The organism is Bradyrhizobium sp. BR14999, from assembly GCF_056106085.1.
The window spans coordinates 7,123,297-7,140,542 of sequence record NZ_CM148536.1 but is presented as its reverse complement, the minus strand read 5'-3'; the positions used below and the strand labels follow the sequence as shown (position 1 = coordinate 7,140,542).

General features: G+C 64.2%; 14 protein-coding genes. 6 read left to right on the top strand and 8 right to left on the bottom strand.

The window, feature by feature from the left end; all coding sequences use genetic code 11:
• Positions 1-5 precede the first annotated feature (5 nt).
• The 6 genes from ACR9YP_RS33350 to ACR9YP_RS33325 all read right to left on the bottom strand — a co-directional run bounded on the left by ACR9YP_RS33350 (position 6) and on the right by ACR9YP_RS33325 (position 7,538).
• Positions 6-1,808 (bottom strand): gamma-glutamyltransferase family protein, encoded by a 1,803-nt coding sequence (locus ACR9YP_RS33350; protein ID WP_438110038.1) that lies wholly within the window; start codon positions 1,806-1,808, stop codon positions 6-8.
• Positions 1,809-1,889: 81 nt separating this feature from the next.
• Complete coding sequence (locus ACR9YP_RS33345) at positions 1,890-2,879, bottom strand: ABC transporter ATP-binding protein (protein WP_474217885.1); 990 nt, start codon at positions 2,877-2,879, stop codon at positions 1,890-1,892.
• The gene (locus ACR9YP_RS33340; RefSeq protein WP_474217884.1) at positions 2,876-3,862 is read right to left on the bottom strand and encodes an ABC transporter ATP-binding protein; all 987 of its coding nucleotides are present in this window, start codon (positions 3,860-3,862) and stop codon (positions 2,876-2,878) included. The genes ACR9YP_RS33345 and ACR9YP_RS33340 overlap by 4 nt, the downstream gene beginning before the upstream one ends.
• A 13-nt stretch (positions 3,863-3,875) precedes the next feature.
• A complete protein-coding gene (locus ACR9YP_RS33335; protein ID WP_474217883.1) occupies positions 3,876-4,847 on the bottom strand; it encodes an ABC transporter permease in 972 nt (323 codons plus the stop codon).
• A gap of 10 nt (positions 4,848-4,857) precedes the next feature.
• Positions 4,858-5,838, bottom strand: coding sequence for an ABC transporter permease (locus tag ACR9YP_RS33330; protein ID WP_438110032.1), 981 nt, complete (start codon positions 5,836-5,838; stop codon positions 4,858-4,860).
• A 104-nt stretch (positions 5,839-5,942) separates the two neighbouring features.
• Positions 5,943-7,538 carry an ABC transporter substrate-binding protein gene (locus tag ACR9YP_RS33325; RefSeq protein WP_438110030.1) on the bottom strand — a complete coding sequence of 532 codons (1,596 nt, stop codon included), beginning with the start codon at positions 7,536-7,538 and terminating at the stop codon, positions 5,943-5,945.
• A 307-nt stretch (positions 7,539-7,845) separates the two neighbouring features.
• Between ACR9YP_RS33325 and ACR9YP_RS33320 the strand changes: the two genes are divergently transcribed.
• From ACR9YP_RS33320 to ACR9YP_RS33295, 6 genes are all read left to right on the top strand, one after another.
• On the top strand, positions 7,846-8,103 hold the full coding sequence (locus tag ACR9YP_RS33320) for a DUF6489 family protein (protein ID WP_474217882.1): 258 nt from the start codon (positions 7,846-7,848) through the stop codon (positions 8,101-8,103).
• Complete coding sequence (locus ACR9YP_RS33315) at positions 8,103-8,903, top strand: esterase/lipase family protein (RefSeq protein ID WP_438110026.1); 801 nt, start codon at positions 8,103-8,105, stop codon at positions 8,901-8,903. The genes ACR9YP_RS33320 and ACR9YP_RS33315 overlap by 1 nt, the downstream gene beginning before the upstream one ends.
• 48 nt (positions 8,904-8,951) lie before the next feature.
• A complete protein-coding gene (locus tag ACR9YP_RS33310) occupies positions 8,952-10,502 on the top strand; it encodes a WS/DGAT/MGAT family O-acyltransferase (RefSeq protein ID WP_438110024.1) in 1,551 nt (516 codons plus the stop codon).
• Positions 10,503-10,512: 10 nt separating this feature from the next.
• Positions 10,513-11,508, top strand: a complete 996-nt coding sequence (locus tag ACR9YP_RS33305; RefSeq protein WP_438110022.1) for an alpha/beta fold hydrolase — start codon at positions 10,513-10,515, stop codon at positions 11,506-11,508.
• Positions 11,509-11,625: 117 nt separating this feature from the next.
• Positions 11,626-14,862: a bifunctional cytochrome P450/NADPH--P450 reductase gene (locus ACR9YP_RS33300; protein WP_474217880.1), complete on the top strand. Its 3,237-nt coding sequence runs from the start codon at positions 11,626-11,628 to the stop codon at positions 14,860-14,862.
• A gap of 41 nt (positions 14,863-14,903) precedes the next feature.
• Complete coding sequence (locus ACR9YP_RS33295; RefSeq protein ID WP_438110018.1) at positions 14,904-15,578, top strand: spermidine synthase; 675 nt, start codon at positions 14,904-14,906, stop codon at positions 15,576-15,578.
• Between the two features lie 27 nt (positions 15,579-15,605).
• Here ACR9YP_RS33295 and ACR9YP_RS33290 read toward each other — a convergent pair whose 3' ends face one another.
• Both ACR9YP_RS33290 and ACR9YP_RS33285 read right to left on the bottom strand, forming a co-directional pair.
• Positions 15,606-16,070 (bottom strand): nuclear transport factor 2 family protein, encoded by a 465-nt coding sequence (locus ACR9YP_RS33290; RefSeq protein ID WP_438110016.1) that lies wholly within the window; start codon positions 16,068-16,070, stop codon positions 15,606-15,608.
• Positions 16,071-16,189: 119 nt separating this feature from the next.
• Positions 16,190-17,104: an alpha/beta fold hydrolase gene (locus ACR9YP_RS33285; protein WP_438110014.1), complete on the bottom strand. Its 915-nt coding sequence runs from the start codon at positions 17,102-17,104 to the stop codon at positions 16,190-16,192.
• Positions 17,105-17,246: the final 142 nt, after the last annotated feature.

The window sequence follows — 17,246 nt, the reverse complement described above, 5'->3', positions numbered from 1 at the left end:
GCCCATCAGCGTCCTACGGCGTAGCCCTGCATGCCGCGGGGATTTGCGGCAGCGCGCCGGCGCACGCCGACGCGCGAGGCCGCGGTGAGGCGGCCTTCCGACCAGTCGGGACCGACCTCGACGACGTGCCCGCGCTCGCGAAGGTTCTCGATCGTGGCCTTCGGCACGCGGTTCTCGACCACGAGCACGCCCGGTCGCGCGGTGCGCGGCCAGAACGAGATCGGGAAGTGTTCGGAGTGCCAGGCCGGCGCGTCGATCGCCTCCTGGAGATTGAGGTTGCAATGGACGTGGCGCAGGAAGAACTGCGTGATCCACTGGTCCTGCTGATCGCCGCCGGGCGAGCCCCAGGCTAAGTACGGCTCGCCATCGCGCAGCGCCATGGTCGGCGACAGCGTGGTGCGTGGCCGCTTGCCCGGCGCGAGCGCGGCAGGATGGTCCTCCTCGAGCCAGAACATCTGCGCGCGGCTGCCGAGACAAAAGCCGAGCTCGGGAATGATCGGCGAGGATTGCAGCCATCCGCCCGACGGCGTCGAGGACACCATGTTGCCGGCCTTGTCGATGATGTCGAAATGCACGGTGTCGCCGCGCACTTCGCCGAAGCGGCCCACGGTCGGCTCGCCGGCCCCGAGCGCGCCGACCGCCTCGCGCTGGCCCTCGGCGCGGCGAAGCTTGACCACGCCGCCAAAGCCCTCGACCGAGCCGGGGCGGAAGTCGAGCGAGGCCTTGTCGGTGACGAGCTTGCGGCGCTCGTCATTATAGGCATCCGACAGCAACGTCGCGATCGGGATCTCGTTGAATTTGGGGTCGCCGTAGAACTTTTCGCGGTCGGCGAATGCCAGTTTGGCGCATTCGATCTGGAGATGGATGAACTCCGGCCCGGTCGGATCGAGCCCGTCGAGCGCAAAGCCTTTCAACAGAGCGAGCTGCTGGAGCGTCACCGGGCCTTGGCTCCAGACGCCGGCCTTGCAGACGGTGTAGCGGCCATAATCGTAGGTGAGCGGCGCCTCGATCGTCGGCTGCCAGCGCGCCATGTCGTCGGCCGAGAGGACGCCGCGATGCGGCGTACCGCTGACGTCCATGACCTCCTGGGTGCGGCAGAATTTGTCGATGGCTTCCGCAACGAAGCCTTGCGACCAGGCTTTTCGCGCGCGCTCGATCTCGGCGTCGCGGCCGCCGCCGCTCTCGGCCTCGCTGAGAATGCGGGTATAGGTCGCAGCCAGCGTCTTGTTGGTGAACAGCGTTCCGGGCCTCGGCACCTCGCCATTCGGCAGGTAGACGGCGGCCGAGGTCGGCCAATGCTTGCGGAACAGCTGCTCGACGGTCTGGATCGTGGCGCAGGCGCGCTCGACCAGCGGATAGCCGTCGCGCGCATAGGAGATCGCGGGCTCCAGCACATCGCGCACACGCATCGTGCCGTAGTCGCGCAGCAGCATCATCCAGGATTCGAAGGTCCCGGGAACGCAGGCGGCGAGCAGGCCGGTGCCGGGCACCATGTCGAGGCCTTCGCTCTTGTAGTGCGCGATGGTGGCGCGTGCCGGTGCCGGGCCTTGACCGCAGATCACTTCGGTGCGGCCGCGCTTGACGTCATGGACGATGACAGGCACGTCGCCGCCGGGGCCGTTCAGATGCGGCTCGACCACCTGGAGCGTGAAGGCGGTGGCGACACCGGCGTCGAAGGCGTTGCCGCCCTTCTCCAGAATGCCCATGCCAACGGCGGTCGCAATCCAATGCGTGGTGGCGACGACCCCGAAGGTGCCTTCGATCTCCGGCCTCGTCGTGAACGGATCGGGATTGATTTTGCTGGCCATGGGCTACCTCATTTGCGACGCGCGCAATTGATCACAGGGCCACGCCGCCGCCAAATGCGCAGGCTGCATGGCACGCGCGCGTCACGCCGGGACCGGCGCGGTGTTGACCGCGTGGCAGGCGACGCCGTCGATCAGTTCCGGCGTGTCCTTGCGACAGAGATCGAACGCCAGCGGACAGCGCGGGTTGAAGGCGCAGCCGGAGGGGGGATGGATCGGGTTCGGGATCTCGCCCTTGACCGGAATGCGTTGGCGGCCGCTCATGGCGAGATCTGGCACGGCACCCAGCAGCATCTTGGTGTAGGGCATGCGCGGACGGGCGAACAGCTCGCGTCCTTCCGCGATCTCGACGATGCGACCGAGATACATCACGCCGACCCGGCTCGCCATGTGGCGGACCACGGCGAGGTTGTGGCTGATGAACATGTAGGTCAGGCCGAACTTGTCCTGGAGATCGCGCATCAGATTCAGGATCTGGGCCTGCACGGAGACGTCGAGGGCCGAGGTCGGCTCGTCGCAGACGATGAACTCGGCGTCCGATGCGAGCGCGCGCGCGATCGCGATGCGCTGGCGCTGGCCGCCGGAGAATTCGTGCGGAAATTTCAGCCGGTCGTCTGGATGCAGGCCGACGAGGCTGAGCAGCTCGCCGACGCGGGCCTGGATATCACGCTCGCCCTGGATCAGGTCGAAGGCGCGGATCGGCTCGGAGATGATGGCATCGACCCGGAAGCGAGGGTTCAGGCTGGCATAGGGGTCCTGGAAGATCATCTGGATACGGCGGCGCAGCTTCCGCCGCGCCGACGCCTGTCGCGGATCGGTCATCGACACGCCGTCGATCAGCACATCGCCAGAACTCGGCGGCAACAGGCCGACGACCATGCGCGCCACCGTGGTCTTGCCGGAACCGGATTCGCCGACCAGGGCGAACGTCTCGCCCTTCCTGATCTCGAAGCTAACGTGATCGACCGCCTTGAGGTATTCGAGATGCCCACCTTCGAGCACGCGGTTGAGCCATGGCTTCGAGACGTCGAAGACGCGGCGTAGATTTGTAGCCTGGACGAAGGGAGCGCTCATGCCGCGCTCTCCGCGGGCACATTGTCATAGAGGTGGCAGGCAACCGACTGCGCGCCACGTGGGAGCGGCTCCGGCCGGTCCACCCGGCAGCGGTCGAAGGCGAACGCGCAGCGCGGATTGAACGAGCAGCCCGGCGGAATCGCCGACAGGCGCGGCATGGATCCGGGAATCTGCACGAGACGCTTGTCGTCTCCGGCCAGCGTCGGGATCGCGCCCATCAGCCCCCTGGCGTAGGGGTGCAGCGGATTCTTCACGACATCCTGTACCGGCCCGATCTCGGCGATGCGGCCGGCATACATTACCGCGACCCGGTCCGACGTCTCCGCGATCACGCCCATGTCGTGCGTCACCAGCATCACCGCCGTGCCGTGGTCGCGTCCGAGCCGTTTGATCAGCGAGATGATCTGCGCCTGCACGGAGACATCGAGCGCGGTGGTCGGCTCGTCGGCGATGATCAGTTCCGGCTCGGCGCAGATCGCCAGCGCAATGACCACGCGCTGGCGCATGCCGCCGGAGAATTCGTGGGGATAGCCGTCGATGCGCTTTTCCGGCGCGGGAATGCCGACTTCGGCCAAGAGGTCGATGGCGCGGCGGCGCGCCGCTTGTTCGGAGAGATTGAGGTGGGTCCGGATCGTCTCCACGATCTGGTCGCCGACCCGGTAGAGCGGATTGAGCGAGGTGAGGGGATCCTGGAAGATCATGCCGATGCGCTTGCCCCGGATGCGGCGCATCTCCTCCGGTGGCAGATTGTCGATGCGCAGGCCCGCGAGATGAATCTCGCCGCCGGCGATGCGGCCGGGCGGATCGATCAAGCCGATCACCGAGAGGCCGGTGACGGACTTGCCGGCGCCGGATTCGCCGACCACGCCGAGCACCTCGCCCTTGGCGATGTCGAAGGACACGCCGTCGATGGCGCGCAGCGTGCCGCGGCGGGAGGCGAACTCCACATGAAGATTACGCACGGAGAGAACAGGTTCGGTCATGGGCGAGCCGTACTCATCTGAGCTTCGGGTTCAGCGCGTCGCGCAGCCAGTCGCCGAGCAGATTGATCGAGAGGATCAGCGCTGCCAGCGCAAGCCCGGGGAAGGCGACGATCCACCATTCGCCGGCGAACAGGTAGTTGTTGCCGATCCGGATCAGCGTCCCCAGCGAGGGCATGGTGTCGGGCAGGCCGACGCCGAGGAAGGACAGCGTCGCCTCGGTGATGATGGCCAGCGCGAGGTTGATGGTGGCGATGACCAGGATCGGGCCCATCGTGTTCGGCAGCACATGCCGCAGCATGATCTTTGGTGCGGGCAGGCCGATCAGCTGCGCCGCAGCCACATAGTCCTTGTTCTTCTCGACCATGACGGAACCGCGCACCGTGCGGGCATAGCCCACCCAGAAGCTCAGGCCGATCGAGATCACCAGCACCACCAGCATGCTGTTGGCATCCAGGCGGTTGCCCAGGATCGATTTCGCGATGCCATTGACCAGCAGCGCGATCAGGATGGCGGGGAAGGTGAGCTGCACGTCGGCGATCCGCATGATCACGCCGTCAACCGCGCCGCCGAAATAGCCGGCGATCAGGCCGAGCGCGATGCCGAGCGCGCCGGCGAAGATCACGCCGGCCACGCCGACGGCGAGCGAGATGCGCATCCCGTAGAGAATGGCGGAGAACACGTCGCGGCCCTGCTCGTCGGTGCCGAGCAGGAACGGACTCTGGCCGTCTGCGGTCCACAGCGGCGAAATCCGCGAATTCATCAATTGCAGTTGCGCCGGATCGAACGGGTTCTGCACCGCGAGCCAGGAGGCAAAGATCGCAAGCAGGAAGAACAAGACCGTGATGGCCGCCGCCACCATGGTGAGCTTGGAGCGCCGGAACGAATAAAAGAGGTCGCTGTCGAGCGCGCGGCTGAACCAGCTGTGGGCGGCATGCGTCGGCTGCGCGCTCTGCTTGTCGGAATTGGAGACGACTGCGTCGGACATGCAGGCTGCCTTATGCGGCGCGGCCGACGGTCGCGCGCAAGCGCGGATCGACCACGGTGTAGAGGATGTCGACCACCAAATTGATAGTGACGAAAATCAGCGAGACCATCAGCAGGTAGGCGGCCATGATCGGGATATCGACATTTTGCACGGCCTGCACGAACAGAAGTCCCATGCCCGGCCATTGGAACACGGTTTCGGTGATGATCGAAAAGGCAATAACCGAGCCAAACTGAAGTCCGGCGACCGTGATCACGGGAATCAGCGTGTTCTTCAGCGCGTGGCCGAAATGAATGGCACGGGTGGTCAGCCCCCTCGCGCGGGCGAAGCGGATATAGTCAGTCCGCAGCACTTCCAGCATCTCCGCGCGCACCAGCCGCATGATCAGGGTCATCTGGAACAGGCCGAGCGTGATCGCGGGCATGATCAGCGCCTTCAGGCCCGACAGCGTGAGCAGGCCCGTGGTCCACCAGCCGAGCTTGACCACCTCGCCGCGGCCGAAGGAGGGCAGCCAGCCCAATGTCACCGCGAACAGATAGATCAGAAGAATGCCGATCAGGAAAGTTGGCAGCGAGATGCCGATCAGCGAAACCGCCTGGAATAATTTGGCGAGCACGGTATCCCGCCTGAGCGCCGAATAGACGCCCATCAGGATGCCGAGCACCATTGCAAAGACGGTCGCGCAGATCGCAAGTTCCAGCGTCGCGGGCATGCGCTCCATCAACAGCGTCGAGACCGGCTGGCGGAACTGATAGGAGACGCCGAACTTGAACTGCGCGGCATCGGCGAAATAGCGCACGAATTGCAACGGCACGGGATCGTCCAGGCCGAGCGACTTGCGCACGACCTCGCGTTCGGCCGCCGACGTGTCGATCGAGACGATCTGGTTGACGGGGTCGCCGGCGAAGCGGAACATCGAGAAGGCGATGATGCCGACGGCGAACATGACGCCGATGGCCTGAACGGCGCGGCGAAGCGTGAAAGCGAGCATGCCTTCCACTTTCCTTGGGTGTGCGTACGGCCGACGTCCTTGTCGGCCGGAAAAGGAAAGGTCCCGGAAGTCTGACGCTGCCGGGACCTCGTGTTCAACTGACGCTATTCCTTCTTGGTTGCCCAGTGGAACATGACGAGATTGTCGGCACGCTGCGGCAGGTTGACCTTTTTCGATACGCCCCAGGCCAGAGCCTGCTGGTGCAGCGGGATGTAGGCCCAGTCCTTGTTGGCGATTTCGTAGGCCTGCTTGATCAGCTGGTTGCGCTTGGCAGTGTCGGTTTCGACCAGCACCTTGTCGGTGATGGCGTCGAACTCCTTGTTGCAGTAGCCGCCGAGATTGGCCTCACCGCGCGAGGATTTCGCATCGTCGCGGCAACCCATGATGTCATAGAGCACGTTGTGGGAATCCATCGTGCTCGGCGTCCAGCCCAGGAGGTAGAACGAGGTCTGGTAGCCGCCTTGCTTGAGCACCTTGGCGAAGTACTGCGCCTTCGGCTGCGCCAGGAGATTGATCTTGACGCCGATGCGGGCGAGCATGCCGACGACGGCCTGGCAGATCGCGGCGTCGTTGACGTAACGATCGTTCGGGCAATCCATGGTGACCTCGAAGCCATCGGGGTAACCGGCCGCGGTCAGAAGCTTCTTGGCGCCATCAGGGTCGAATTTCGGCCGCGTGAACTCCTTGGACAGCACAAACAATTCCGGCGCAATCATCAGAGCTGACGGCGTCGACAGTCCACGCATGACGCGCGTCTTGATGAGCTCGATATCAATCGCCTTGTAGAAGGCCTCGCGGACACGGACGTCCTTGAACGGGTTCTTGCCCTTGATGTTGGAGTAGAGCAGCTCGTCACGGGTCTGGTCGAAGCCGATGAAGATGGTGCGTAGCTCCGGCCCTTTCAGCACCTGTGCATTCGGGCTGGAATCGACGCGGGAAATGTCCTGGATCGGCACCGGCTCGATGACATCGACTTCGCCCGAGAGCAGCGCGGCGACGCGGGTGGCATCGGAGGCGATCGGGGTGAAGATGATCTCCTTCAGGTTACCTTCCATCTTGCCCCAGTAATTGGGGTTGGCTTTGAACACCGTCTTCACGCCGGGCTGGTGGCTTTCGATGATGAAGGGGCCGGTGCCATTCTCGTGCAGCGAGGCGTAGCTCGGCGTGGTCGCCGCCACCGGCGTCGGATCGACGACATTGTTCTCCTCGGCCCATTTCTTGTCCATGATGTACCAGACATCCCACGACGAATGCAGGATGGGATTGGGCGAGGGCAGAACGAAATCGACGGTGTAGTCGTCGACCTTCACGACCTTGACGTCGGCCGCAAGGCGGGTCTGCATATTGGACCCCTTCTTGCGGACCCGATCGGCGGAGAACAGCACATCGTCGGCGGTGAAGGGATCGCCGTTGTGGAACTTCACGCCCTTGCGCAAATGGAAGCGCCAGCGGGTCGGCTCCGGAGTTTCCCAGCTTTCCGCCAGTGCCGGAATGATCTTGAGGTCCTTGTCCCGCGCAGTCAGGCCTTGATAGACGTGACCGAGATGGGCATGGGTGGTGCTCTCGTTGAGGGTATAGGGATCAAGCGACTTCAGGTCGCCCTGGTTGGCATAGCGCAACGTCTGGCTCAACGCCGGCGAGACCGTCAACGCAACCGTACCGGCGAGCGCCACCGCAAACAGACTTCGACCTACTGACATTCTTGACCCTCTCCACACCGCCGTGCCGGTGATTTTTGATTTGTTCGGCCGGCCGATCAATCCATGTTGCCCAGAGTTCTCGACCCGTGCAAGCGTCATTCCAGCAAGGAACGCGCCAACTTGCACCGCTGTGCAGCAATGCTGACCAGCATTGGCCGGCGGATGGACGCGGGTGCGAGCAATTTGATTGACCATACCCGCCGATGGCGGAAGCCGGCGTCCCGCCGCCGACATCAGGTCGCTTGCGTCGCACCACAACTCGCGGCGATACTGCCGGCAGGCCGCTCGAATCTCATCAGGAGGGGATATGAAAGTTAACATCGAAATCGACTGCCCCCCCCTCGAGGCCCGCCAGTTCTTTGGATTGCCCGATGTGTCGCCGATGCAGACGGCGGTGATGGACAAGCTACAGCAGCAGGTCTTGAGCAGCATCGACAAGGTCTCGCCCGAATCGTTGGTCCAGAGCTGGTTTACGTACGATCCCAAGCTCGCCGAGCGGTTTCAGGATATGTTCGTCGCGATGGCCGGCCTCGGCGGCACGCGCAGTAGCGACAAGAAGAAATAGTGGCGTCAGGGCCGGACGGGACGCTGGATTCAGGCCGGCTTCGTCCGCCGGGTGTCGGACTGCTGCTTGCCGAGGCTCGGGGCCTGTTCGAACTCAATGCGAGCCTGCTGCTGTCGCCGCTGCTGATGCGCGCGCCGAGGGGCGACGGCCATCCGGTGCTGGCGCTGCCGGGCTTCCTCGCCAGCGATCTCTCGATGGCGCCGATGCGGCGCTATCTCAGCGAGCTCGGTTATGAGGCACATGCCTGGCGGATGGGCCGCAATCTCGGCGGGCTCGGACGGATGCGGGACGCCTTGCGCGTTCGTCTGGGCGAAATCCATGCCGCGTCCGGACGCAAGGTCAGCCTGGTCGGATGGAGCCTCGGCGGCGTCTATGCCCGTGATCTCGCACTTCAGGCGCCGGAAATGGTCCGCTATGTCGTCACGCTCGGCAGCCCTTTTGCCAACGACGTGCGGGCGACCAACGCCACGCGGCTGTACGAGGCGCTGTCCGGCGAGCGGGTCGAGGATTTTGCCGAACAGCGCGAGGCGATCGCCGGCGATCTGCCGGTGCCCACGAGCTCGATCTATTCGCGCGCCGACGGTGTCGTGAACTGGCGGACCTGTCTGCTGCGTCCTTCCGACCGTGCCGAAAACATCGAGGTGCACCTGGCGAGCCATATCGGGCTCGGGGTCAACCCCGCGGCGCTATGGGCCGTGGCGGACCGCCTGGCGCAACCGGAGGGGGAATTCTGGCCATTTGACCGGGCCGGGCCGTTTGCCATTGCATATGCCCCGCCGGAACAGGCAGTATCGGCCTGACGAGAAGCGCAGACCAAGGCGCCCGTCGAAATCTTGCGGGAGGGAACTATGGCTGACGGTAAGAAGCTGTCGTCGCTGGACGCGTCGTTTCTCTATCTGGAAACGCCGGAAATGCCGATGCATGTCGGCAGCATGGCTATCTTTCGCCTGCCTGACGATTACAAGGGCGACTTCTTCGAAGACTTCAAGGCGATGATCGTCTCGCGCCTGCACATCGCGCCGATCCTGAAGGCGCGGCTGGAGAAGGCGCCGCTCGACATTGATCACCCCTCCTGGGTCGAGGACGACCAGTTCGACATCGACCGCCACATTTTCCGCGCCAGCCTGCCGCAGCCGCGCGACCGCGCCACGCTCGAACGCATCGTCGGCTGGATGCATGCCAAGCTCCTGAACCGGGCCCGTCCGCTCTGGGAGTTCTACGTGTTCGAGGGCATGAAGGACAACGAGGTCGGGCTTTATTCCAAGATGCATCATGCCGCCATCGACGGCGGCGCCGGTGCGGCCCTGACCAACATGATCTACGACATCTCGCCGATCCCGCGGAAGGTCGATCCTCCGACGGCAGGGGCCAAGCCCGGACAGGAGCCGCGCGACATCGCCGCCAACCTGCTCGATTCCTATCAGCAGCTCTTCAGCCAGCCGCTCGATGCATCGGCGGCCGCGAAGAACCTTCAATTGCCGCGCACCGGCAAGAGTGACATCGGTTCGATCCTGTTCGACAATGCGATGTACCAGATCGAGAGTGCGGTACGCTTCGCTGGCAACATCCCGACCGTGCTCAAGAGCGTCTCCGACGTGCTCGGTAAGGTCGCCGATCCGAAGTCGCGCGAGAGCCTCGCCAGCATGGTGTCGCCGCCGACCATGCTCAACAAGACCATCTCGTCGGAGCGCAGTTTCGCCGGCGTATCGATTTCACTGTCACGGGCGAAGGCGCTGGCCAAGCAGGCCGGCGGCAAGCTCAACGACGTGGTGCTGGCGCTCGCCTCAGGCGTGGTCCGCCGCTATCTGCAGCAATATGGCACGCTGCCGGCGAAATCCCTCACCGCCGCCGTGCCGATCTCGCTGCGCGAGGAGGGCAACACCGAGGCCAACAACCAGGTGTTCGGCATGATCTGCTCGATCGCGACCAACATCGCCGATCCAAAGGCGCGGCTCGAAGCGATCATCGCGCAATCGACCAAGTCCAAGGAGATGTCGCATCCGCTGCGGGCACTGATGCCGCAGGTCTCCAATATCTCGATGCTGGGCGCACCGATCATGGTGCAGATCCTGGCGCTGCTCTACAGCCGCTCCAACCTGTCGGACGTGCTGCCGCCGGCCGCCAACATCACGGTATCCAACGTGCCCGGACCGCGACAGACGCTCTATGCCGCAGGGGCCGAGCTTCTGCACATCTTCCCGGTGTCGATCGCGACGCATGGGCAGGCGCTCAACATCACCGTGCAGAGCTATCGGGACCAGCTCGATTTCGGCTTCATCGTCGGCGCCAACATCATTCCGCATGTGCAGGTGATGTGCGACATGCTGCCGGAAGAGTTCACCGCACTAGAGGCGGCCTATGCGCCGCCCGCGGCCGATATCAAGGGTGCTGCGGAGTAGGAAGTTCGCCATGATTGAAATGCCACCGCTCAAGTTCGCGACGACGAACGGAATCCGCATGGGCTATTACGAGGCTGGCCCGGCCGATGACAAGCCGCCGGTCGTGCTGTGCCACGGCTGGCCCGAGCTCGCCTTTTCTTGGCGGCACCAGATCAAGGCGTTGAGCGAGGCCGGCATCCGCGTGATCGCGCCGGACCAGCGCGGCTACGGTGCGACCGACCGGCCCGAGCCGGTCGAGGCCTACGACATCGAGAACCTGACCGGCGATCTCGTCGGACTGCTCGATCATCTGCAGATCGACCAGGCGATCTTCGTCGGTCACGACTGGGGCGGCTTCGTCGTCTGGCAGATGCCGTTGCGGCATATCGACCGGGTCGCCGGCGTGGTCGGCATCAACACGCCCCACACCAATCGCGCCTGGGCCGATCCGATCGAGCTGTTGCGCGCACGCTTCGGCGACAAGATGTACATCGTGCAGTTCCAGGATCCGGCGCGCGAGCCGGACAGGATTTTCGGCAGCCGTGTCGAACAGACCTTCGATGCGTTCATGCGTAAGCCGGTGCCGCGCCCGGCCGACGCGCCGCCGGAGGAGGTGGTTGCCGGTGTCGGTGCTTCGCCGCGGCTCAATCTGGCATTTCCGCAGATGATTGCCGCCTATGACGCGAAGCACGATCCGCGTACGCCGATCCTGTCGCCGGAAGAGAAGAAAGTCTTCGTCGATGCCTTCACCAGAACCGGCTTCACCGGCGGCATCAACTGGTACCGCAACATGTCGCGCAACTGGACGCGTGCCGAAGGGCTCGATCATACGGTCCGCGTACCGTCGCTGATGATCATGGCCGAGAATGACGCGGTGTTGCCGCCATCCTCCGCTGATGGCATGGACAAGCTGATTCCCGATCTCGAGAAGTATCTCGTCAAGGATAGCGGCCATTGGACGCAGCAGGAGAAGCCGGAGGAGGTCAGCGCCAAGCTGATCGAATGGCGTAGAAGGCGGTTTGGCTAGGCCGTCATTGCGAGCGAAGCGAAGCAATCCAGGAATGTATCCGCGGAGAGACTCTGGATTGCGTCGTCGCAAGAGCTCCTCGCAATGACGAGGGTTACTGAGGGGGAAACGCTTTTCATGTCAGCCAAGAACCGACTCGACCCGATCCCGCATCCGCCGACCAAGCCGGTGGTCGGCAACATGTTGTCGCTGGACTCGGCCGCCCCCGTGCAGCACCTGACGCGGCTTGCCAAGGAGCTCGGTCCGATTTTCTGGCTCGACATGATGGGCTCGCCGATCGTCGTCGTCTCCGGCCACGATCTCGTCGACGAACTCTCCAACGAGAAGCGCTTCGACAAGACGGTGCGGGGCGCGCTGCGGCGTGTGCGTGCGGTTGGCGGTGATGGCCTGTTCACGGCCGATACCAAGGAGCCGAACTGGAGCAAGGCGCACAACATTCTGCTCCAGCCGTTCGGCAACCGCGCCATGCAGTCCTATCATCCGAGCATGGTCGATATCGCCGAGCAACTCGTCCACAAATGGGAGCGGCTCAACGCCGACGACGAGATCGACGTCGTCCACGACATGACCGCGCTAACGCTTGATACGATCGGCCTGTGCGGCTTCGATTATCGCTTCAACTCGTTCTACCGGCGCGACTACCACCCCTTCGTCGAGTCGCTGGTGCGCTCGCTCGAAACCATCATGATGACGCGCGGCTTGCCGTTCGAGCAGCTCTGGATGCAGAAGCGGCGCAAGACCTTGGCCGAAGACGTCGCCTTCATGAACAAGATGGTCGACGAGATCATCGCGGAGCGCCGCAAGAGTGCGGACGGGATCGACGACAAGAAGGACATGCTGGCCGCGATGATGACCGGCGTCGACCGCCCGACCGGCGAGCAGCTCGATGACGTCAACATTCGCTACCAGATCAACACCTTCCTGATCGCGGGTCACGAGACCACCAGCGGCCTGTTGTCCTACACGCTCTATGCGCTGCTCAAGCATCCGGACATTCTCAAGAAGGCCTATGACGAGGTCGACCGCGTCTTCGGCCCCGACGTCAATGCGAAACCGACCTATCAGCAGGTGACGCAGCTCACCTACATCACGCAAATCCTGAAAGAGGCACTGCGGCTGTGGCCGCCGGCGCCGGCCTACGGCATCTCGCCGCTCAACGACGAGACCATTGGCGGTGGCAAGTACAGACTCAGGAAGGGCACGTTCACGACCATCTTAGTGACGGCGTTGCATCGCGATCCCAGCGTCTGGGGACCGAACCCGGATGCGTTCGATCCCGAGAATTTCAGCCGCGAAGCGGAAGCCAAGCGGCCGATCAATGCCTGGAAGCCGTTCGGCAACGGCCAGCGCGCCTGCATCGGCCGCGGCTTTGCCATGCACGAGGCTGCGCTTGCGCTCGGCATGATCCTGCAGCGCTTCAAGCTGATCGATCACCAGCGCTATCAAATGCACCTGAAGGAAACGCTGACGATGAAGCCGGAAGGCTTCAAGATCAAGGTGCGCCCGCGTGCCGACCGCGAGCGCGGTGCCTATGGCGGTCCCATCGCGGCTGTGGCCTCGGCACCGAGGGCGCCACGCCAGCCGACCGCGCGGCCCGGCCACAACACACCGATGCTGGTGCTGTACGGCTCCAATCTCGGCACCGCCGAGGAACTGGCGACGCGCATGGCCGATCTCGCCGAGATCAACGGTTTCGCCGTTCACCTTGGCCCGCTCGACGATTACGTCGGCAAGCTGCCGCAGGAGGGCGGCGTGCTCATCATCTGCGCCTCCTATAACGGTGCGGCGCCTGATAACGCGACGCAGTTCGTCAAATGGCTCGGCAGCGACTTGCCGACGGATGCCTTTGCCAATGTGCGCTACGCCGTGTTCGGCTGCGGCAACAGCGACTGGGCGGCGACCTATCAGTCGGTGCCGCGCTTCATCGACGAGCAATTGTCGGCGCATGGCGGGCGCGCCGTCTTCCCGCGCGGCGAAGGCGATGCGCGCAGCGATCTCGACGGCCAGTTTCAGAAATGGTTCCCGGCGGCTGCCCAGGTCGCGACCAAGGAATTCGGCATCGACTGGAATTTCACCCGCACCGCGGAGGACGATCCGCTTTACGCGATCGAGCCCGTCGCGGTGACCGCCGTCAACACCATCGTCGCCCAGGGCGGCGCGGTGGCGATGAAGGTGCTGGTCAATGACGAGCTCCAGAACAAGGAAGGGTCAAATCCCTCGGAGCGTTCGACGCGCCACATCGAGGTGCAGCTGCCGTCCAACATCACCTACCGCGTCGGGGATCACTTAAGCGTCGTCCCGCGCAACGATCCAACGCTGGTGGACTCGGTCGCCCGCCGTTTCGGCTTCCTGCCGGCCGACCAGATCAGGCTTCAGGTGGCCGAAGGCCGGCGCGCGCAATTGCCGGTTGGCGAGGCCGTATCGGTCGGCCGCCTGCTCAGCGAGTTCGTCGAGCTGCAGCAGGTGGCGACGCGCAAGCAAATCCAGATCATGGCCGAGCACACCCGCTGTCCGGTCACCAAACCGAAGCTGTTGGCCTTCGTCGGCGAGGAAGCAGAGCCGGCCGAGCGCTACCGCAGCGAGATCCTGGCCAAGCGCAAATCGGTGTTCGACCTGCTGCTCGAATATCCGGCCTGCGAATTGCCGTTTCACGTCTATCTGGAAATGCTCTCGCTGTTGGCGCCGCGCTACTACTCGATCTCGTCCTCGCCGTCGGTCGACTCGGCGCGATGCAGCGTCACCGTCGGCGTGGTCGAAGGTCCGGCAGCCTCCGGTAGCGGCACCTATAAAGGCATCTGCTCGAATTATCTCGCCAACCGTCGCGCGGGCGATGCGATCTACGCGACGGTGCGCGAGACCAAGGCCGGTTTCCGGCTTCCCGATGATTCATCGGTGCCGATCATCATGATCGGGCCGGGCACGGGACTTGCCCCATTCCGCGGCTTCCTTCAGGAGCGCGCCGCGCGCAAGGCGAAGGGGGCCACGCTCGGTCCGGCCATGCTGTTCTTCGGCTGCCGCCACCCCGACCAGGACTTTCTCTACGCGGACGAATTGAAGGCGCTGGCGGCAAGCGGCATCGCCGAGCTCTTCACGGCGTTCTCGCGCGCGGACGGACCCAAGACCTATGTGCAGCACGTACTTGCCGCGCAGAAGGACAAGGTCTGGCCGCTGATCCAGCAAGGCGCCATCATCTATGTCTGCGGCGACGGCGGCAAGATGGAGCCCGACGTGAAGGCCGCGCTCGTCGCGATCCACCGCGAGAAGAGCGGCAGCGATGCCGCGGCCAGCGCATGCTGGATCGAGGAGATGGGCGCGAAGAACCGCTATGTGCTGGACGTCTGGGCGGGCGGATAGGGCGGGCGCTCCATCCGGGCTAATCGTGCTAAACGTCAGGCATGATTCCCTGGGAAAAGATCGACACCGCGCAAATCCCCGGTTCCGACGGTGAGCTGCGCCTGATGCGGCGCGGCAACGAGTTCTCCATCAAGCTCGGCAGCAACGAGCTGATGAACAGCCGCTTGTCGGGCTCGGAGGCGGCGCTTGCGACGCTGGCGGCAAAGCAGATCGAGAATGTCTTAAAGCCCGTCGTCCTCATCGGTGGCCTCGGCATGGGCTTTACGCTGCGTGCGGCGCTTGCCGTGCTCGGAAGCAACGCGAGGATCGTGGTCGCCGAACTCGTGCCTGCGGTGGCGGCCTGGGCGCGCGGCCCGATGGCGCAGGTCTTCGGCGACAGCCTCGATGATCCCAGGGTGAGCATCCGGCAGACCGACGTTGGCGAAATCATCCGGGCGCAGCGGTCCGCCTTCGACGCCATTCTCCTCGACGTCGACAACGGGCCGGAAGGGCTGACCCGGAAGGGCAACGACGCGCTCTACGATGCGCGCGGGCTCACGGCGGCGAAGATGGCGCTGCGGCCGGGCGGCGTGCTCGCTGTCTGGTCTTCAGGACCCAACCCCGCCTTCACCAAGCGCCTCGGCCGTGCCGGCTTCGATGTCAATGAAGTCAACGTCCGTGCCACCGGCAGAGGCGGCGGCGCGCGCCACGTGATCTGGATTGCGCGGAAAAGTTAGGCCGTTCCTCAGCCGCTGTTCTATCCGTCAGAACATCGTGTTGCCGTTTGCGGGATTTTCAGGAATGTCCTGAACGACGTCCCAGTGTTCGACGATCTTGCCGTTTTCCAGCTTGAAGATATCCACGATTGCGCGCCCCTTGCTGCCGGGCTCGCGAACGGAGTGAACGTGTAGGATCACAAAGTCGCCATCCACGAAGCTGCGCTTGATCTCGCTATGCGAGTTCGGAAACTTTTCGCGCAGGAAGCCGATGAATTTTCGGAAGCCATCCGGTCCATCGGCCGCGTTTGGATTGTGCTGGACGTAGCGGTCGCCGACATGGGTAAGCGCCGCATCAGCGTCCTTCTGATTGAGACCCTTCTCGTAGAAGGCCAGTAAGGTTTTGCGATTGGCTTCTTCTTGCGCGCTACCGGCCATCGCAGCGCTACTGGCGAGCGAGAGCATGAGAATTGCAGCAGTGATCATTGCGCCTGGTCGGACGATCGAATGCATGTGAGCTCCGAGAGGCCGCAGCTTCTTTGCGATTGAGGAAGGCCTGTATAGCTTTCGCGCCGGCTTTCGTTAAGAGAGTAACCAGCCACTCACATGGTCACCGTAAGGAGACCGGCGGTCTACGCCGCCTGCGCCGCCGCCCCATGCGCGTGCTTGTCGATCGCGCCGATGATCTCCGGCCAGAACCGCATCGGCAGCGCGTGGCCCATGCCCTCGATCATCAATAGCTTGGCGCCTGGAATTGACGCTGCCGTGTCCTTGCCACCCTCGGGATGGACCAGGGGATCGACGGTGCCGTGAATGACCAGCGTCGGCGTCCTCATGCCATGAAGCCGTTCCTTGCGGCTGCCGGAGGCGAGCACGGCGCGGAGCTGCCGGCCGACACCGGCCGGATTAAGTCCGCGCGCGAACACCCGCTCGGCACGACCGGGGTCGAGCGCTTCCTCCTCGGGAAAATGCCCGACGCGCAGCACCTTCCAGGTCTGGCCGAAGCGGACCATGAATTCCTCCTTGCTGCGCGGCGGCGGCGCCATCAGCATGGCGGCCGCCTCGCGTGTCGGCGGCGGCACGCGCGGATTGCCTGTCGTTGACATGATCGAGGTCAGCGAACGCACGCGCTCGGGGAACGACAGCGTCACTTCCTGCGCGATCATGCCGCCCATCGAGGCGCCGACCAGATGCGCCGACTTGATGCCGAGCGCGTCCATCAGCCCGACCGTGTCCCTGGCCATGTCGATCAGCTTGTAGGTCGCTGCCACGGGAATCCTGAGGAAGCGCAGCTTCAACAGCTCGAGCGGCGTTAGCCGCTTGCCGCCCGTCAGATGGCTCGACTTGCCGATATCGCGATTGTCGAAGCGGATCACGCGAAAGCCGCGCGCGGCGAGCTGCTCGCAGAACGCATCGTCCCAATGGATCATCTGCGCCCCGAGCCCCATGATCAGCAGCAGCGGCTCAGCGTTGCCGTTGCCGAAAATCTCGTAACAGATGTCGATGCCATTGGCGCGGACGGTCTGGGGCGGCTGATGGACGGTCACGGTCGCTTTCCCTTGCTGCTGACCAATGCTGTATTGCACGGTTTCCCGCGGCAAAGAAGCCGTGTGTGCGGCACCGGGTCGCTTGCCGGTTGACCGGCCCCTCGCAACGGTGTGGTATGGCCAAAAAGAAGGGCGTCGAAGC